Source organism: Burkholderia sp. AU30198, from assembly GCF_020419825.1.
GTDB lineage: Bacteria > Pseudomonadota > Gammaproteobacteria > Burkholderiales > Burkholderiaceae > Burkholderia.
The window spans coordinates 86,184-104,733 of sequence record NZ_JAIZSA010000007.1; the positions used below are offsets into that span (position 1 = coordinate 86,184).

The 18,550-nt window shown below is 67.2% G+C and carries 17 protein-coding genes; 8 read left to right on the forward strand and 9 right to left on the reverse strand.

Translation table 11 applies throughout. The features are described from left to right. Positions 1-25: 25 nt before the first annotated feature. Positions 26-1,690, reverse strand: coding sequence for a fatty acid--CoA ligase (locus LGN19_RS17030; RefSeq protein ID WP_226216153.1), 1,665 nt, complete (start codon positions 1,688-1,690; stop codon positions 26-28). A 457-nt stretch (positions 1,691-2,147) separates the two neighbouring features. Here LGN19_RS17030 and hchA point away from each other — a divergent pair, with 457 nt between their 5' ends. The 3 genes from hchA to LGN19_RS17045 all read left to right on the forward strand — a co-directional run bounded on the left by hchA (position 2,148) and on the right by LGN19_RS17045 (position 5,084). Further along, on the forward strand, positions 2,148-3,029 hold the full coding sequence (gene hchA, locus LGN19_RS17035) for a glyoxalase III HchA (RefSeq protein WP_226216155.1): 882 nt from the start codon (positions 2,148-2,150) through the stop codon (positions 3,027-3,029). Positions 3,030-3,258: 229 nt separating this feature from the next. Continuing rightward, positions 3,259-3,996 carry a response regulator gene (locus LGN19_RS17040; protein WP_226216157.1) on the forward strand — a complete coding sequence of 246 codons (738 nt, stop codon included), beginning with the start codon at positions 3,259-3,261 and terminating at the stop codon, positions 3,994-3,996. A gap of 2 nt (positions 3,997-3,998) precedes the next feature. Beyond that, positions 3,999-5,084 (forward strand): ATP-binding protein, encoded by a 1,086-nt coding sequence (locus tag LGN19_RS17045; RefSeq protein WP_226216159.1) that lies wholly within the window; start codon positions 3,999-4,001, stop codon positions 5,082-5,084. Between the two features lie 22 nt (positions 5,085-5,106). On the opposite strand, the gene LGN19_RS17050 is transcribed toward LGN19_RS17045, so the two are convergent. Beyond that, the gene (locus LGN19_RS17050) at positions 5,107-5,793 is read right to left on the reverse strand and encodes a hypothetical protein (protein ID WP_226216161.1); all 687 of its coding nucleotides are present in this window, start codon (positions 5,791-5,793) and stop codon (positions 5,107-5,109) included. 208 nt (positions 5,794-6,001) lie between these two features. On the opposite strand from LGN19_RS17050, the gene LGN19_RS17055 reads away from it, so the two are divergent. Then, a complete protein-coding gene (locus LGN19_RS17055) occupies positions 6,002-7,024 on the forward strand; it encodes a MerR family transcriptional regulator (RefSeq protein ID WP_226216163.1) in 1,023 nt (340 codons plus the stop codon). A gap of 15 nt (positions 7,025-7,039) precedes the next feature. Here the strand turns inward: LGN19_RS17055 and LGN19_RS17060 are convergent, their stop codons facing one another. The 3 genes from LGN19_RS17060 to LGN19_RS17075 all read right to left on the reverse strand — a co-directional run bounded on the left by LGN19_RS17060 (position 7,040) and on the right by LGN19_RS17075 (position 9,904). Continuing rightward, positions 7,040-7,855, reverse strand: a complete 816-nt coding sequence (locus LGN19_RS17060) for an alpha/beta hydrolase (protein ID WP_226216165.1) — start codon at positions 7,853-7,855, stop codon at positions 7,040-7,042. A 13-nt stretch (positions 7,856-7,868) separates the two neighbouring features. Next, positions 7,869-9,161: an MASE1 domain-containing protein gene (locus LGN19_RS17065; protein WP_175222128.1), complete on the reverse strand. Its 1,293-nt coding sequence runs from the start codon at positions 9,159-9,161 to the stop codon at positions 7,869-7,871. Between the two features lie 605 nt (positions 9,162-9,766). Next, entirely contained in the window at positions 9,767-9,904 is a 138-nt protein-coding gene (locus tag LGN19_RS17075; RefSeq protein WP_226216167.1) for a helix-turn-helix domain-containing protein, read from the reverse strand. Between the two features lie 306 nt (positions 9,905-10,210). On the opposite strand from LGN19_RS17075, the gene LGN19_RS17080 reads away from it, so the two are divergent. Next, positions 10,211-11,170 carry an LLM class oxidoreductase gene (locus tag LGN19_RS17080; RefSeq protein WP_264173095.1) on the forward strand — a complete coding sequence of 320 codons (960 nt, stop codon included), beginning with the start codon at positions 10,211-10,213 and terminating at the stop codon, positions 11,168-11,170. 132 nt (positions 11,171-11,302) lie between these two features. Here LGN19_RS17080 and LGN19_RS17085 read toward each other — a convergent pair whose 3' ends face one another. Next, positions 11,303-11,803, reverse strand: a complete 501-nt coding sequence (locus LGN19_RS17085; RefSeq protein ID WP_174956631.1) for a lipocalin-like domain-containing protein — start codon at positions 11,801-11,803, stop codon at positions 11,303-11,305. Between the two features lie 162 nt (positions 11,804-11,965). Here LGN19_RS17085 and LGN19_RS17090 point away from each other — a divergent pair, with 162 nt between their 5' ends. Then, entirely contained in the window at positions 11,966-12,871 is a 906-nt protein-coding gene (locus LGN19_RS17090; protein ID WP_226216172.1) for a LysR substrate-binding domain-containing protein, read from the forward strand. Between the two features lie 129 nt (positions 12,872-13,000). Further along, complete coding sequence (locus tag LGN19_RS17095) at positions 13,001-13,438, forward strand: GNAT family N-acetyltransferase (protein WP_226216174.1); 438 nt, start codon at positions 13,001-13,003, stop codon at positions 13,436-13,438. A 25-nt stretch (positions 13,439-13,463) separates the two neighbouring features. On the opposite strand, the gene LGN19_RS17100 is transcribed toward LGN19_RS17095, so the two are convergent. Further along, the gene (locus LGN19_RS17100) at positions 13,464-14,303 is read right to left on the reverse strand and encodes a peptidyl-prolyl cis-trans isomerase (protein WP_226216176.1); all 840 of its coding nucleotides are present in this window, start codon (positions 14,301-14,303) and stop codon (positions 13,464-13,466) included. A gap of 355 nt (positions 14,304-14,658) precedes the next feature. Continuing rightward, positions 14,659-16,593 carry an SMP-30/gluconolactonase/LRE family protein gene (locus tag LGN19_RS17105; RefSeq protein ID WP_226216178.1) on the reverse strand — a complete coding sequence of 645 codons (1,935 nt, stop codon included), beginning with the start codon at positions 16,591-16,593 and terminating at the stop codon, positions 14,659-14,661. A gap of 171 nt (positions 16,594-16,764) precedes the next feature. On the opposite strand from LGN19_RS17105, the gene LGN19_RS17110 reads away from it, so the two are divergent. Beyond that, positions 16,765-17,082, forward strand: coding sequence for a hypothetical protein (locus LGN19_RS17110; RefSeq protein WP_226216180.1), 318 nt, complete (start codon positions 16,765-16,767; stop codon positions 17,080-17,082). A 51-nt stretch (positions 17,083-17,133) separates the two neighbouring features. Here LGN19_RS17110 and LGN19_RS17115 read toward each other — a convergent pair whose 3' ends face one another. Beyond that, positions 17,134-18,438, reverse strand: a complete 1,305-nt coding sequence (locus tag LGN19_RS17115) for a dicarboxylate/amino acid:cation symporter (RefSeq protein ID WP_122948479.1) — start codon at positions 18,436-18,438, stop codon at positions 17,134-17,136. Positions 18,439-18,550: the final 112 nt, after the last annotated feature.

The following is an 18,550-nucleotide window of genomic DNA, read 5'->3' on the forward strand; positions in this document are numbered from 1 at the left end:
GGCCGGCGCCCGGCCGGCCGCATCGTCACGCGGGCTGGTAGCGCTCCCGCAGCGCCCGCTTGTTGATCTTCCCGACGCTCGTCTTCTCGATCGCGTCGACGATCAGCAGCCGCTCCGGCACCGCGTATCGCGAAATCAGCCCGCGATCGGCCACCTGCTTCACGTGCGCCTGCAACTCGGCCGGACTGACTCGCCCCACCTGGTCGTCGGCCAGCACGACGAGCGCGAGCGGCCGCTCGCCCCAGCGCGCGTCCTTCACGCCGATGACGGCCGATTCGCGTACGGCGGGATGGCGCGACAGGATGTCCTCGAGTTCCAGCGACGACACCCATTCGCCGCCCGTCTTGATCACGTCCTTGATCCGGTCGGTGATCTGCAGCCGGCCCTCCGGATCGATCACGCCGATGTCGTTCGTATGGAGATAACCGCCGGCCCACAACGACGCCGACGCCGGCGCGTCGCCGAGATAGCCGGCCGTCGCCCACGGCATGCGCACGACGACCTCGCCGGCCGCACGGCCGTCATGCGGCACGTCGCGAAACTGCGCATCGACGATGCGCAGGTCGACGAGCGGTAGCGGCAGCCCCGCCCTGGTCCGGCGCGCGAGGTCGTCGTCGGCCGTGCCGTTCGCCATCGGCGATGCATCGACCTGGGCGATCGTCATCAGCGGGCAGGTCTCCGACATCCCGTAGCCGGTGTACACGTCGATACCGCGCGCAAGCGCCGCCCGTGCGAGCCCTTCCGGCAACGGCGAGCCGCCGACGACCACCTTCCACGACGAGAGATCGACCGACGCCGATGCGGGGCAGTCGAGGATCATGCCGAGCAGGGTCGGCACGCAGTGCGAGAACGTCACCGACTCGCGCGCGATCAGCGCCAGCAGCCCGTCGGGCGAGTAGCGCCCCGGATAGACCTGCTTGAGCCCGAGCGTGGTCGCGATGTAGGGCAGCCCCCACGCGTGCACGTGGAACATCGGCGTGATCGGCATGTAGACATCGTCGCGATGCAGGCGCCCGCGATCGCGCGCGCTCGACAGCGCGGCCATCCCCGCCAGCGTGTGCAGCACGAGCTGGCGGTGGCTGAACGCGACGCCTTTCGGCAGCCCGGTCGTGCCGGTCGTATAGAACGTCGTCGCGCGGGTGTTCTCGTCAAAATCGCCGAACGCGAAATCGGGCGAGCTGGCCGCGACGAGCCGTTCGTATTCGTCGGCGAAACCGTCGGGCAGTTCGGTCTCGGCGCCGTCCGCGATCAGCACGAAGTGCTGCGCCGCATCGAGCCGGTCGCGGATACCGTCCAGCAACGGCAGGAAGTCGCGATGCACCAGCACGACACGCGCGCCGCAATGGTTCAGCGTATACAGCAGCTGGTCGGGCGACAGCCTGACGTTCGCGGTCATCAGCACCGCACCCATCATCGGGATCGCGTAATAGCACTCCAGGTAGCGATGGCTGTCCCAGTCCATCACGGCGACCGTATCGCCCGCGCCGACGCCGAGCGACGCCAGCCCGCTCGCCAGTTGTCCGATGCGATGCCGGAACGTCCAGTAATCGTGCCGAACGTGATCGCCGTACACGATCTCCTGTTCGGGCCGCGTGGCGAGCGGCGTGTGAAGCAGCTGCTTGATCAGCAGCGGATACGCATGCGCGGACGAAGTCGGCGCATCGTGCAAATGCGGCTGTGACGGATTCATGAATGGCTCCAGAAGCGACCGGTCAGGCACGATGCCGGCCGGGCAAAAATGCGCGCCCGCGTGCGGCTCGGCCCGTGCGTGCGCCGGGGCCGGTCTTCGCGAGTGCGGCCACGATACCCGACGCACCGGCTTCGGCGCCCCCCCTGTCAGGGGGAGTCGGCGGTTGCGCGCCGGCCCGGCGGACATCCGCGCGTCACGTGCCGGGCGTATCCACGACGGTGTGCGCCAGGTGCGCGGCGCGATGTCACGACCCACCTGATCGGGGGGGCGTAGCGCGACGGGTGCCGCTGTACGATTCATGACGGCGCGCAACCGGTCGTTCGGGGCGCGCATCCCCTCGCCCCGGGCATGAACGGAGGCCCACGCCGCCGATTCGAAACCGCGCATGCGCAATGCACGTGTTTTGGCCGTTTTCCATGCCGAATCCTCAATCCGTCCCCCCGAGAAAGGAGCAGCCATGACTTCCGAACAGCCGCAGATGGACCGAACGCCCACGCCCGATCCGGCCGAAAACAACGCGTACTTTCCGTCCCCGTATTCGCTGTCGCAGTACACGTCGTCGAAGACCGACTTCACCGGCGCGGATTACCCGAATCCGTACACGGGCGGCAAGTGGAAGGTGCTGATGATCGCGACCGACGAGCGCTACATCCTGATGACGAACGGCAAGATGTTCTCGACCGGCAATCATCCGGTCGAAATGCTGCTGCCGATGCATCACATGGACCAGGCCGGCTTCGAGATCGATATCGCGACGCTGTCGGGCAACCCCGCGAAACTCGAACTCTGGGCGATGCCGGGCGACGACGCCGCGGTGCAGAGCACGTACCGGAAGTACCTGCCGAAGCTCAAGGCGCCGCTGAAGCTGTCCGACGTGCTCGACGCCGACCCTGGCGCCAAATCGCCGTACATCGCCGTGTTCATCCCCGGCGGCCATGGCGTGCTCGCCGGCATTCCGTACAGCAAGGACGTGAAGCGCGCGCTGCACTGGGCGCTCGACTACGACCGGCACATCATCACGCTGTGCCACGGGCCCGCGAGCCTGTTGTCCGCTGCCGTGGACGAAGATCCGCAGGACTTCCCGTTCAAGGGCTACGAGATGTGCGTGTTCCCGGATGCGCTCGACACCGGCCCGAACCTCGAGATCGGCTACATGCCGGGCCCGCTGCCGTGGCTCGTCGCGCAAAGCCTGGAAAAGCTCGGCGCGAAGGTGCTCAACAAGGACATGACCGGCCGCTGCCACCAGGACCGCAAGCTGATCACGGGCGACAGCCCGCTCGCGTCGAACGGCATCGGCAAGCTCGCGGCCGCCGCGCTGCTGAAGGAAGTCGGCCACTGACACGGCGCACCGCGGTCCGTCGGCACCGCGTGCGCGATGCGCTTCGCGCACCGTCACGTAGCCGACAGGGGGCCTGCCCGCCGCCGCGAGCGCGGGCCGGCCATCAGCGCCATATCGTTCGTGAACGCGCCGGCACGGGCCGGCGCGCAACGCCGCCCGACCTCTGCTCGACGGCGTTTCCCATGCGGTAGTATGGCGACTCGATGGAAACCCCAATGGACTCACACGTATGGCCCAGCCTGATCTCCCGCCCCCTGCCAGTGCCGGCCAGGACGCCCAGGCGCTCGTCCTCATCGCCGAGGACGAACCCGAGATCGCCGAGATCCTGACCGCCTATCTCGCGCGCGGCGGCCTGCGCACCGTGCACGCGGCCGACGGCCGCCGCGCACTCGAACTGCACCTGCAGCTCAAGCCCGACCTCGTGCTGCTCGACGTGCAGATGCCGCATGTGGACGGCTGGAAGGTGCTCGCCGAAATCCGTCATCGCGGCGACACGCCCGTCATCATGCTGACCGCGCTCGACCAGGACATCGACAAGCTCACCGGCCTGCGCATCGGCGCCGACGACTACGTGGTGAAGCCGTTCAATCCCGCCGAAGTCGTCGCGCGCGCGCAGGCTGTGTTGCGCCGTTCGATGGCCAGCTCCCGCCAGGAAGAACAGCGCGTGCTGCGGGTCGCACCGTTCGAGATCGATCTCGAACACCACGAAGCCACGCTCGACGTGGACGGCGAACGGCACACGCTCGTGCTGACACTCACCGAATTCAAGCTGCTCGCGCAACTCGCGCGCGCGCCGCGGCGCGTGTTCAGCCGTGCCGAGCTGATGGCCACCTGCCTGCCGGAAGGCGACGCGCTGGAACGCACGGTGGACAGCCACGTCAGCAAGCTGCGCAAGAAGCTGGACGATCTCGGCGTGCAGGGCGTGCCGGTCAGCGTGCGCGGCGTCGGCTACAAGCTCTGGAGCTGAACGTGAAGCTCGATGGCCTGAGCCGGCAGATCGCGCTGACCATGGCCGGGATGGTGTTCGGCGTGACACTGCTGATGGTGCTCACCGCCACCGTCTTCTACTACGTCGCGTTCAATTACTGGCCCGCGCATTTCAACACGAAGAACTGGCTGCCGACCGCGCCGGAATGGCTATGGCTGATCGCGACCACGTCGGTCGGCCTCGCGCTGTCGGTCACGGTCGCCGTCAATCTCGCGCGCCGCATCCTCGTGCCGCTCAACTCGGTCACGGACAGCATTCGCCGCGTCGCGCGCGGCGATCTCGGCGCGCGCGCCGTCACGGGCGACCGCTCGCTGCACGAAGCTGCGCTGCTCGCCGACAACTTCAACGCGCTCGCCGACGAGTTGCAGCGCGTGACCAACGAGCAGGCGATCTGGAACGCCGCGATCGCGCACGAGCTGCGCACGCCCGTCACGGTGCTGCGCGGGCGCCTGCAGGGGCTCGCCGAAGGGGTGTTCAAGCCCGACGAAGCGCAGTTCCGCAGCCTGCTCACGCAGGTCGAAGGGCTGACGCGGCTGATCGAGGATCTGCGCGTGGTCAGCCTCGCGGATGGCGGCCACCTGAGCATCGAGATCCGCGACGCCGATCTCGCCGCCGAGGTGCGCACCGTGGTCGACGTGTTTGCGCACGCATTGCAGGCCGCCGGCCAGCATCCGGTGCTCGATCTCGACACGCGGCGCATGCGCTGCGACCCGGTGCGTATCCGTCAGGCGCTGCTGGCGCTGCTGGAAAACGCGCGCCGCCACGCGGTGCCCGGCGCGATCCGGATCCAGACGCGCATCGAAGCAGGAATGTGCCGGCTGCGTGTCGAGGACGACGGCCCCGGCATCGCGGCCGATTTCGCGCCGCACGTGTTCAAGGCCTTCCGGCGCGCGGACGACACGCAGCCCGGCGGCAGCGGCCTCGGGCTCGCCGTCGTCGCGGCGATCGCGCATGCGCATCACGGCGAAGCGGTGTGCGTGCCGACCGGCGCGGGCGGCACGCGGTTCGAAGTGCAGTGGCCCGACAACCTCGTGCCGGCGCCGGAATACGAGCGCTTTCCGGACTGAGACGCCACCCGCCTTTACACCGTCACGCCCGCGGTTCGCGCCCGACCTGTTCGAGCGGCGGGTTGAACCCGAGCACCGTGTACTCCAGCACGGACACCGTCCCTTTCCCGGCCGCGCCCTGCACGACGACCGCACGCACGGCGCCGGCCCGGTCGAATTTCAGGCGGGTGCCAAGGGTTGAGTTGCGCAGCGCCTCCACTTCCTCGATCCGCGCGATCGCCAGCTTGCGCACCGCGCCGGACACGTACACCGGCAGGAACACCAGCGCGATGAAGATCGACACCGCCTCCTTCGAGACGCTGTCGAGCACCGGCTGACCCGACATCACGAGCGACAGCGACGTCGCCGCGACGAAGATCGCGAGCACGGTCGCGCCCACGCCGAGCGACGAGAACCGCTCGGCCGCCTTCTTCATGCGTGCCTTCACGAGCGCGCGCGTGGTCGCGGAGGGCACCAGCCATTCGCGCTGCGCGCCGTGGTACCCGGCGAAGCCGAGGAACAGCGTCGCGACGGCGCTGATCGCGATGCTGGTGTACAGCGCATCGAAGATCATGCAGACGAATTCGAGCACGAACACGATCACCGGCGGCCACAGCAGCAGGCGGAACGAATAGCCGTCGCGGCCATGCCCCTGGATCCACGCTCTCACGAGCGGCAGCCGCCAGAAGCGGCTCTCCCGGTGGAGCGAAAGTTCTTCGTTGTCGGTCAATTCTTCACCTGTTGAATCCCTTGCCATTGCCGCGACGGCCGTGAACCGGCGCAACCGCATTCTCCCAGATATGCGGCGTCGTTCATCGGCGGTTCGACGCGCGCGTTCCCGCATCGCGGCCGGCCAAAACATGCCGGCACCCGATTGACCCGGCCCCTGGGATCGCCTTTATGCTGATCGCAACGAATCGACGACCCGAAGGTGACCCATGAGCGATGTCACGCGCGGCCTGAGCGCATCGGAAGCCGCTACGCGGCTCGGCGTATCGGTCAAGGCACTGCGGCTGTACGAACGGCAAGGACTGATCGCGCCCGGGCGGACGATGGCCGGATACCGGGCCTACGGCCCGGACGATCTGGCGCGTGCGGCCGAAATCGCGGCGCTGCGTGCGCTCGGCTTGACGCTCGCCCAGGTGGCGAGCGTGCTGAATGGCGACGCCAGCAGCCTGAGCGACGCATTGGCGGCCCATGAAACGGCGCTCGAGCGCGGCATTCAGGATCTGGTCGGCAAGGTCGACAGGGTTCGCGCGATCCGCGCCGATCTGGCGCGCGGCCGGATGCCCGACGGCGGCGTATTGACTCGCCTGCTCGACCCGGCGGCCACCGGCGTTGCATTCAGTCTCCCCTGGCCGTGGGGCGGCGAATGGTTCGAGTTGCGGGATATCCGTCCGTTGAACTACATCATCGGTTCGCTGGGCAGCGGCAAGACGCGGCTGGCGCTCCGGCTCGCCGACGCACTGCCCGGCGCCTTGTTCGTCGGCCTCGATCGGCTGGACCACGACGGTGTGGCGGCTCGCGACGCGCTGCGCACCGATCCGGCGCTGAAGTCGCGCGTCGCCCACGCATCGGCATCGCTCTCCGACCTGGGCGCGACACCGTCGGCGGCACTCACCGCGCTGCTCGCCAGTCTCGAAGCCGAAGGCCCGCGCGCGCTCGTCGTCGACATGATCGAACAGGATCTCGACCGGCCCACGCAACAGGCACTGATTGCCCATCTGCGCGAACGCGCCGCCGCGGGCATGCGGCCGCTGTTCCTCTTGACGCGCTCGTCGGCGATCCTCGATCTGTCGGCGGTCGGCCCCGACGAAACCATCCTGCTGTGCCCGGCCAATCACAGCCCGCCTTCACGGGTGGCGCCTTACCCCGGTGCGCCCGGCTACGAAGCCGTGGCCACCTGTCTTGCACCGCCCGAGATCCGCGAACGGCTCGCCCGCCGGCCGGAAGCGGCGTGAGGCGCCGTCAGGAGATCACGTCTCCAGCCGCCCCATCCTGCGCGCCATCGCCGGGCTGACCGCATGCACCGGATCGAACCCGAAGAATTCGAGCACGTGGCGCGCGACGTCGTCGCGGTCGTTGTCCGCGCAGATCATGTGGTAGCTGTTCTCCAGCACGATCCCGCGCGCATCGGGCATCTTTTCCAGCAGGAAATCGGCCGAGCGCAGGCTCGTCAGTTCGTCCTCGCGCGCATGCAGCACGAGCGTCGGGCACGGCGTGCCGGCCGCGGCCTCCAGTGCCCAGTCGCGCATCCGGTCGACCTGGCGCACGCATGCGAGCGGCACCCACGCATAGTGGAAACTGTCCTCGCGCTCGAACTTCTTCTTCACGATCGCGCGGATCGTCGCGTTCTTGATGCCGAACGGATCGCCTTCCTCGACGCGCATCCGCTCCGCGACACCCGGCACGCGATACAGCACATGCCGCAACGCCCGGTACCACGGCGTCGACCAGCCGTCGATGAACACCGGCGTGGCCAGCAGCGCGAGCCGGCCGCGCGCATGCTGCACGCGATGGCACAGCAGCAGCGCAACCAGCGCGCCCATGCACATGCCCGCGACATGCAGCGTGTCGTAATCGTTTTCCAGCGCGCGATACTGCTCGGTCACCGCGTCGAGCCAGGCTTCCGCGCGCACGCCGACCAGATCCTCGGGGCGCGTACCGTGCCCGGGCAGCGTGATCATGTGCGTATCGCCGCCCGCACGCCGCATCGCCTTGTGCAGCGAACCGAGATCGTACTGCGTGCCGCCGAGCCCGTGGATCAGCAGGACGCCCGTGCGGCCCGTCATGACGCGTCTCCGCTCATTCGTCCGCCGGCCACACGCGCTCGATCTGCCAGACGCCCGCCACCACCGTCACGTCGACATTCGAATCGAGCAGCGGCGCGCCGTGATCGGTGATCGTCTGCGTGCCGCCGTCGCGCTGCACGATACGCAGCGACAGCGACGCGCGATCCTCGCCGGCGATCTCCGCATTCCAGTAGTCGCGCAACGCAGCGCGATCGCCCGGCTGCACGCGTTCGAGCACGAGCGGCACGCTCGCGATCTCTGCCGCAGCGACGCCGACGCCGAACACGCGCTCGACGTCGCCGCTCCACTCGATCCGCTCCGACTCCGGATCGAGCACGTACGCGATCTGGCCGGCGCTCGCGAGCGCGAGCTCCATGTTGTTCTGCAGGACCGCCGCATGCTCGTGCACGCGTTCGCGCGTCGTCTTCAGCGTGCTCACCGTCAGCACCAGCAGCGACGCGACCGCCAGATAAAGCTGCGCCTCGAGCAGCGCACTGCCGTAGTGCTCGTGAAACGACGCGAACGGGCCGTCGCCCTGCGCGGTCTGCTCGATCACGATCAGTGCGAGCACCAGCACCGACGACGAGCCCGCGCGGCCGCCGAGCAGCAGCGTCACCGCGACGGTGAGGAACAACGGGATATACGTGAGCGCGAAGCCGGCGCCCGTGCCGAATTTCTGCGACGTGTCGCCGTCGAAGATCACGAGCGCGGCGCCCACGACCAGCACGAACGAAACCATGCCGAGCACCAGGTCGAAGCGCTCGTGGTCGCCCGAGCGGTGCGCGCGAAAGCGCGACCATGACGCGAGCACCGGCGTGACCAGCAGCACGCCGACGAAGTCGGACGCGGCCCACACCGACCACACGTCGAAGAACGGCGCGCCCTTGACCACCGTGTACCACGCCGCGCCGCCGATCGCGCCGACCACGCCCGCGATCAAGCCGGCAAGAATCACCGAGCGGAGGAAATACAGCCCTTCGAGCGAGAAGCGCACACGCTGGACGAGCCACACCGCAAGCGCGGCCGCACCGACCTCGTCGACCGTGAACAGCACCGCGTTGACCAGGCTGCCGTGTTCGATGCCGGTCAGCGCGAGCTGCCCGACCAGGAACGCGCCGGCCAGCGTCAGCCATTCGCGCATCGGCCGCAGCATGAACGCGCCGACCGTCACGCCGGCCGGCAGCCAGATGTAGCCCGTCAGCCGGACGGGGCCGTTGAACTGGTGCGAGATGTAGCCGGTCGCGAGATACAGCGCCGCCCAGAGCAGCGCGGCGACGAGGCCCGGCCGCGATCGTTTGGTGTCCATCGAGAATCCCTGTGTGCTGCGCCTGCGGTCGGCAGGTGCGCGATGTGCGAATGATATGCGCACGGGGCGGGCCGGGGAATACCGGGGCCGGAAGCGCGTTCCGGGCGCCCGCGCGCCCGCAAGCTGGCGGTTGTGACCGGGCAAGTATCGGAAAAGTTCGGTGTGTGCCGGGTACGGCCGGGATACGTCCGAGCGTCGTCTTGGCCGGACGGCCAAAATCGCCCGCGGCCGGTGGTTCGCACCTGGCATGAAAGGCGTCCGAAAGCATGTGCTTCAGGTATCGTCCGCGTCATCAGCCAACTTTCCACATGACCGCACGCCATGAGCCGCTTCCGCGTCACCTACGACGGGCCCGCGCTCGAAACCGGGCGCATGACCGCGTAGCAGGCGAACCGCGCGGGCCACGGAGACCCAGCACCCGCTCGGGCCGCCCCACGGCGATTTCGTCACGGGCGTATTGCTCCGGCACCAGCGTTTTGCCCTGCCCGGCTTCCGCGGTGCGAATCAGCAGAAAGTCGTCCTCGAAGGCCGAGCCGCGCGCGGCCCGCGTGTCGTGGGCCACACCATGCGCGGTAAACCAGAATGGCCAGTCGGCCCGGTCGGCGTCATGCAGCAGCGGATATTTCAGGCTGTCTGATCGTGCCCGGCGTGACATGAAGCGCCTCGGCGGCAGCCTTGATGCTGCCGCGCTGGCCGACTTCGACAAAGGTACGCAGCGCCTGCAACGGCGGAGCGGCGCTCATTGTATTTAGCTTACCTAAACTCATCGGGCAGAAATTATCGCTTTTTCCATCGCGACATGTAGCCGACCATTCTGAAAGCGCACACGAATCACACACACCATCAGATTTAGTCCGCCTACATCAAAACCGCAATGATCGATCCCGGCGCCGGCAGGTCGCCCGACAGCTTCAACGCAGCGACCACGCGCAAGGACTCGCTCTTCCCGAACCGCCACACCGTCACTGACCCTGCATGCCATGAATGACTCGCAAGCGCCTAGCGGAGCGTCGAATCCGGCTTTTTCCGCCCACCCCGGCTATCGGCGCATGTTCGCCGCGGACCAGTTGACCCTCGGCATCTTCCTGCCGCTGCGCGCCTACCAAGGCGACATGCGCGTACTGACCGGGCAGGCCGGCCTCGTCGCGGACATCGACCGCCGCGGCTTTGCTGCCGTATGGGTCCGCGACGTGCCGCTGTTCGACCCGTCGTTCGGCGATGCGGGGCAGGTCTTCGACCCGTTCACCTACCTGTCCTTCCTCGCTGCCCGAACCACGCGCATTGCGCTCGCCACCGGCAGCGCGATCTTTTCGCTGCGCCATCCGATCGATCTGGCCAAGAGCGCGGCCACCATCGACCGGTTGTCCGGCGGCCGTCTCGTCATGGGCATCGCGTCCGGCGACCGGCCCATCGAGTTTCCAGCCTACGGTCTCGCGCATGCGTCGCGCGGCGAACGGTTCGCGCACACAGTCGCCTATTTCCGCAAACTGATGCGGGCAGGAAACCTGACGATCGAATCCCCACTGGGCCGCTTCAACGGTGCGGAGCTGCTTCCGAAGGCCACCATCGGCGCGGTACCGCTGATCGTCACCGGCGCATCGGGCCAGCCGCTCACGTGGATCGCCGAGCACGCGGACGGCTGGCTGACCTATCCCGGCGATTCGCACACCCGCGCCGGCCCGCAGCGACTCGCAGAAAAAATCCGCGCGTGGCGCGCACTGATTCCCGACGGTGGATTCCGGCCGCACATGACCAACGAATGGATCGACCTCGTCGACGATCCCGATTACCCGCGCACGCCGCTGCACGGCGGGTTCATCCTGCGGACCGGCCGCCACGGACTCATCGCACTGCTGAACGAATGGCGCGAAGCAGGCGTGAACCATGTCGCGCTGGGGATCCAGTTCTCGCAACGGCCCGCGGCGGAGATCATCCAGGAACTGGCCGAGGAGGTACTGCCGCACTTCCCGTCGCACGACGGGCCGGCAGCGATCACGACGGCGTGGTAATCGGGCGCGCGCCGGCCAGCACGGCAATCAACTGCGGCCGGCGCCGGTCATCGGTCAATGCCGGCTACCCGCCACCTGGCGGGCCGGCTGCGATCGCACCCGTACGCCACCCGCGTCGAACGCCCTCCCGATTCAATCCGCCCGCCGCCACACCGAGATCGGTATGTCGCCGTTGGCACGCGGCGGCACGCTGTAGCTCAGTTCGCCGTCCTTCAATTGATAGCTTCGCGTCTGCGTTTGCCCGATCCAGTTCGGGTACGACGCATTGCTGATGTGAAACGCGAGCGTGTGTTTCGCGGGATCGACGGTCAGCGTGCCGTAGTGGGTACTCGAGCCGAGCACGGCGTCACGGAATTCGTCCGGCGTGCCGGTCGCCTTGTCGTTCGACGCGAAGCGCGGGCGCTCCGACCTGAAGATCTGCAGCGAATAGTTCCCGTGCACGTCGATCAGCAGCAGCCCCTTCGGATCGGCACCATAGTCGCGGCCGACCGTGCCGTCGGGATGTCGTACGTCCGCCGCGACCAGCGTCCACGTCCCCGCGAGCGACGGCGCGGCCGATGCGTCGCCGGGAATCATCGATGCGGCCAGCAGCATGCCGGGAAAGCCCTGGCGGAATATCGAGCGGATGTTCATTCACGGTCCTTGTAGGAAAGAAGGGAAAAAACCTCACGGACATCCGCAGCCGCGTATCGCGCGCATCCCCGTGAACCGGAACGACCGGTTCACTTGATGGTAGCGACGGGAATGTGCAATAAATACGATAATTCGAAATCGACTTATAAGAAAAACCGAATCATGACGCTTCCGAATCTCGACATGGATGCGCTGCGCACGCTAATCGCCGCGGATCGGCTCGGCAGCCTCAACCGCGCCGCCGACCGGATCGGCCGATCGCAATCGGCGGTCAGCCAGCAGATGCGCAAGCTCGAAACGCAGATCGGCCAACCGCTGTTTCGCCGACAGGGGCGCGGCCTCGTGCCGACCGAAGCCGGCGAACTGATGCTGTCCTATGCCCGCCGCATTCTCGAACTGAACGACGAGGCGGTCGGCGCGATTCGCGGCGCGGCGATCGACGGGGCCGTGCGCTTCGGGCTGCCCGGCGACTTCGCCGAATCGTGGCTGCCCGTCGCGCTCGGCCAGTTCAAGCGCACCCATCCGGGCGTGCGCGTCGACATCGTCGTCGACGGCAACGGCGCGCTGCTCGACCGGCTCGATGGCGGCGAACTCGACCTCGTGCTCGCGATGGGCCGCGGGCATCGCGCCGACGCGGAACACCTGGTCACGCTGCCGATGGCGTGGATCGGGCCGCATGGCATCGACGTGCGTCCGCAAGCCGGCGCGCCGCTGGATCTCGCGCTGTACAAACCGCCGTGCCTGTTCCGCAAGGCCGGCACCGATGCGCTCGACACGGCCGGCATCCCGTGGCGGCTCGCTTACACGACCGGCAGCCTGCAAAGCCTGTGGGCCGGCGTCGCGGGCGGACTGGGCATTACGGCGAGAACGATGGTGGGTGTGCCGCCGACGCTGCGGCAACTCGGTGAGCGCGACGGCCTGCCGCCGCTGCCGTCTGTAGACGTGTGCCTCCATGCGGGCGGAGGCGATGCGCGTGCCGCGCTCGTGAGCCTGAAACGCGTGGTGGTCGACACGCTGATCGCCAATCTCGTCGATGCGCAAAAGGCATCCGGCCGGCACACGGGATGATCGGCCACGCATGCGCGCCCGATGCGGCGCCGCGCCCTTTGACCGGCTGCCCACCATCGGGAATGATTCGCTGCGGGGGGCGACCTTCTCGTCGACGATCCCGCATTCCCGAACTAACGAGCCTGCACGATGACACCCGCAATCCGCCTGCGCCCGGCGTCTGCCACCGACCTGCCGTTCCTGTTGAACCTGCGTCGCCTCACGATGACCGAGCACCTGCAACGCGTTGGCGCACCGACCGACGACGACGCGCACGACCGGCGCATCCGCGCGCACTTCGACGATGCGATGATCGTCTGCGAAGGCGATGACGCCATCGGCTTGCTGAAGGTGACACGCTCCACCGACGAGTGGCACGTGCACCAGATCCAGATCCTCCCTGCACACCAGGGCCGGGGCATCGGCGAGGCCGTGCTCAACGCACTACTGGACGACGCGGCACACGCGCACGTGCCCGTGTCGCTCAGCGTGCTGCATGGCAACCCGGCGCGGCGGCTCTACGAACGGCTCGGCTTCCGCAACGAATCGGAAACCGACACGAGCGCGAGCATGATCTGGCGCGCGTGACGCCCGGCGTGTCGACGCCGCGGCATTACTGCGTGATCTTCGCGTCCTTCAGCAAGTTGCCGATCATCTGCGCACTCGCCTTCTCCACGGCGGCCGCCTGCAATTGCTGCTGAAGCCCCGGCTTCGCGGTCGCGAAGCCCGGCACCTGCGTCGGCCGCTTCGCATCCAGCTTCACGATCGCCCGCACGCCATCGACCGGAATCGAATCGTTCGTCGCGGCACCGACCTTCAGTTTCTCGAGTGCCTGCGCGACCGGCAACGGCAAGCCGGACGTCTTGCCTTCCGTCGCCGGCGTGTTGAAGCTGACCCACGGCAACTCGCCGCCGGTATCACGGCTCGGCGCCATGCTGTACTGGCGCGCCAGCCCGTCGAACGACTTGCCCGCCTTCAGTTCGCTCAGCACCGTCGCGGCCGTCATCGGATCCTGGACGACGATCACGCGCGGCTTGTATTCGTTCTTGCCGAGCGCGGCCACGAGCTCGTCGTAGCGCGCCTTGACCTGCTCGTCGGTCACCGGCTCGGGCTTCACGTTGTCGCGCAGGTAAAGCTGCACTTCGGCATTCGTTTTCGCCTGCTGCACCGCCGCCTTGACCTCGGGCTTGTCGGCATAGTTCGCCTTCTCGGCGGCCTGCTGAATCAGCACGCGCGTGATCAGCTGATTCTTGATCGCCTGGCGGATCTGCGGCGAGTCGGGTTGCCCGGACGCGCGCAGCAGCGTATCGACGTCGGCCTGCGTGATCGGCGTGCCGTTGACCGTCGCAACGGTCGCCGTGGCGGCCGCCGTCTCTGCGTGGACAGTACCGCTCAGCGCGCCGGCCAGCGCAGCGATCAGCAACAGGCGGTTCGGTGTCGTTTTCGTCTTCATCTTTTCGTCACTTCGGCTCAAAAAACGCGGCATGGGGCTGCCGCGCACATTCACCGGCGCGGCAAAGCGCCGGTGCAACCATTCAGTCGATTCGGTTCATCGTCGTAGGCACGCGCAGTGCCTGCCGATGCCGCTGTCATTGTGCCCGGAAGCGATTTTTCGCGTCGTGTGGTTGGGGACAGCCGCCTGGCGGGCGGTGAGGCGCGCGTTGCGCACGCCGGTCATTACGAACGCGCGATGTGGAAATTCTGTGGAAACGCCGTGGAAATCCCGCGAAATCGCGATGAATCACATCATGGCTTCGCGAGCCCGGCCGCCGACCGAGGTCGAGGCGGCCGCGCGCGCCTCATCGAAGTCAGGGCGTCCACCGGTACACGGTGATGCTGTTCCCTTTCACGTTGTTCTTCATCACCACGTACTCGCCGTTCGATCGGCGGTATGCACGAATGCTGTACATCGCATCGATCGCGCTGCTGGTATCGACGGTCGCGGGGCTCGCGTTGACCAGCGTGGTGTCGAGATTGCCGGTGGTGAGGTTGAACGCGTCGACGTTCGGCCACAGCGGCCCGCTGCTGCTGAACCAGTAGCCGACGAACAGATGGTTGCCCACCGCGTCGATCGATTTCGCGCCGCTGTGCGGCAGCGTGATCACCGGGTCCGGCTTCGTCGTGTTGCCCGCGCTCCAGCCGTGATACACCTCGATGCGCGTGCCGATCGACGTCCAGTCGTTGCTTCCGATGGCCCCCTGCGCGAGCACCATCGTGTCGCTGTCCGCGAGATAGACGATGCGCGTGAGCGGCTGGATGCTGTCGGGCACGCGGGTCGCGACGCCCGGCCCCCACGACGGCTTGCCGCTCGCGTCGAAGCCGGTCAGCGGGTAGTGGGTAATCGCGCCGGTCTTGTCGAGGCCGGCCCACACGCCGCCCTTGCTGTCGATGCTGAAACCGCTCGTCACGCGCCGCGTCGTGTTGAACGCCGGGCCCGGGATCGAGCCGTCCGGGATCGCGATGTAGCCGTTCGCCGCATTGAAGTGGAAGAAGTAGAAGACCGGCGGATTCTGGCCCGCCGCGACGAGGATCCGGTTCGCGCCCACCGACGTGAGCAGCCCGAAATGCTCGTCGCGCTGCGTGTCGCTCATGTTGATGCGCGGATCGGCCGGATACGCGAACGGATCGACCGTGTTCGCGACGAACGTGCCGCCCGCGCTGCCGCCGTACACGTGCGTGGCGCCGTAGAACAGCGCGCCATCGGTGACCGGGTCCGGCGCGGCGATCCCTTCGAAGTTCAGCGACTGGAGTGTCCACCGCAGGCTGCCGGTGCTGCTGTACGCATGAATGTCGGTCGCGCCGTTGCGGCCGAGATCCCAGCTGCCACCCCACGGATTGTTGAGCACATAGAGATTGCCGCCGGTGTCCTTGCCGATCCCGACGATGCGCGTGAAGCGCTGCGCACCGACCTGCCCCTTGATGCCCGTCGTCGTGTCGAGATAGCCGCCGCGCACGCCGAACGTGCCGGCCAGCGCGGGCCGGCCCGCCACCGTATAGCGCTTGATGTTCTGGTCGGGGCCTTCGTCCCCCACCAGCAGCTGCCCGGCCGCCGCATCGACATACAGCGCCGACGGCTGCGACCCGGCCGGCATCCGGATCGTGTTCAGCAGCGCACCGGCCGGGCTGAAGCCGACGATCGAGCCCACGCTCTTCTGCGCGACCCACACGTTACCCGCTGCGTCCACCGCGAGCGCGCCCGGCCCCGATACGTTGATGTCGCGCTGCCACACGCCGTCGGTGGTGAACACGCGCACGCGATTGCCGTAGAAGTCGCTCGCATAGAGCAGCGAGCCGGCCGTCGCAAGCCCGGTGACGACGTCGATGCGCGGCTGGTTGGTCGCCGCGCTGACCTGGATGACGCGGTCGCGATACTTCGTCGCGCGGTTGTAGCGCCCCACGGCGCCGCTGCCGTAGGTCTTGCCGGGCTGCAGCGCGACGAACAGCGAGGTTGCGTTGCCCGTGATCGCGCTGCCCTGGAACTCCGCGTGCGTGCCGATCGAGCCGAGGCTCTTGCCGTTCTGGTAAATCGCGACGCCGCCTTCATCCTCGTCCCACATCGACGCCGTATAGATCACGCCTTCGGGCGCGACCCACATCGCGCGCGCGACGTTGCCGACATGGGCCGCAAGCGTGCCATACGTGTTCGCGAGCCAGTCGGTGGTGTTGCGTGCGTGAACGGAAGGGGTAATCGCGGCGATCGCTGCGGCGAGCAGCGCAGCCTGAAATCGTTGTCTGGCGACCATGACGGATGCTCTCCTGGATGGTGAGAACTTTCACCTGAAGGGCCGGCCGGATGGCTTGAAAACCGCGATGCGTAAATTCTTCCCCTGAATCATCCGGCGCAGTCGGTATTACGTGCAGCATGCGTTCGATAATGCGCAGCGCGAGAATAGCGTTATATAAATCGAAAAAAATTGCGAATCGCTCGTGCCGCTGCGCTTTCCGCCGGTTCGGGTTCGATTGCATTGCCGGTCGCGCCCATCCACGCTGACGGGGCGCGCGACGGCGCGACAGTGAATGGTCACTTACACGTCGAATCGGGGATCGGAAAAATCAGGCGTGTGCCTGCGGGAATATCGCCGCGGGTTCAGCGACGACGGATTGAATCGGCGAGCGCCGGTATCAATCAGGGAATCGAGCGGAAAATCGTCGCGTTCAATACGGAATCATTGCCCCAAAAACAAATCGCCGGCCTGAATCCGTTGCGAATCCAGGCCGGCGATCGTCCATGAGCAAGGGGCAGGCAACGCGCCACTATCGCTGCGCTGCCGCCCTGCCGCGCATCATGCCGATGCCGAGGTTTCCGGCACCTTCACCTTCATGACGCGTCCGTTGTCCGGATCGTCGTCGTCGCGCGGATCGTCGAGCTGCCCTTCCCACTTCGCGACCACGGCCGCCGCGATCGAGTTGCCGACCGCGTTGGTGGCCGAGCGCCCCATGTCGAGGAACATGTCGACGCCCATGATCAGCAGCAACCCGGCTTCAGGCATGTTGAACTGGTTGAGCGTCGCCGCGATCACGACGAGCGACGCGCGCGGCACGCCGGCCATCCCCTTCGACGTGACCATCAGCATCAGCAGCATCGTGATCTGCGTGCCCAGCGGCAGATGAATGCCATACACCTGCGCGATGAACAGCACCGCGAACGTGCAGTACATCATCGAGCCGTCGAGGTTGAACGAATAGCCGATCGGCAGCACGAAGCTCGAGATCTTGCGGTTCACGCCGAAGCGGTCGAGCGCGTCCAGCAGCTTCGGATAGGCGGCCTCCGAGCTCGCCGTCGCGAACGACAGCAGGAACGGCTCGCGGATCAGCCGGATCAGCGTGAATGCCCGCTTGCCGAGGAACACCACGCCGGCGAGCGTCAGCACGCCCCACAGCAGCGCCAGGGCCAGATAGAAGCTCGCCATGAACTTCGCGAACGTGAGCAGGATGCCGAGCCCCTGGGTCGTGATCGTCGACGCCAGCGCCGCGAACACCGCGACCGGCGCGAACCACATCACGGCGCCCGTCACCTTCAGCATCACCTGCGCGAGATCGTCGATCACGCCGGTCAGGCGCTTGCCCGATTCGCCGAGCGCGGACAGCGCGGTACCGAAGAAGATCGAGAAGACGACGATCTGCAGGATTTCGTTGTTCGCCATCGCTTCCGCGATCGACTTCGGCACCAGGTGGACCACGAAGTCCTTCAGCGTGAAGGCGCCCGTCTTCAGGCCGAGGGCCGCATCGGACGCCGGCAGCGGCAGGCTCAGATGGCTGCCCGGTTGCAGGATCGTTGCGGTCAGCAGGCCGAGCAGCAACGACGTAAACGATGCGATGAAAAACCAGCCGAACGCCTTGACGCCGACGCGGCCCACCGCGCTGCCGTCGCCCATCTGCGCAATGCCGACGGTCAGCGTCGCGAATACCAGCGGCGCGATGATCATCTTGATCAGGCGCAGGAACACGTCGGACAGCAACGACACGTAGCCGGCGACCTCCTTCGCCATGTTCGGGTCGGGAAACGCGCTATGACAGGCGTAACCCACTGCGATACCAAGAATCATCGCGACAACGATGTACTTGGTGATGTTGTGCTTCTTCTTCATTAGTAATCCAAATCACAAAGCTTATGTTGCTAACGGCTGGCACATCTTTCGCGCCCGGCTACGAATCGAAACCCACGTCTCTCTGGGTGCGACAAGTCCGCCGTTGGCGGTC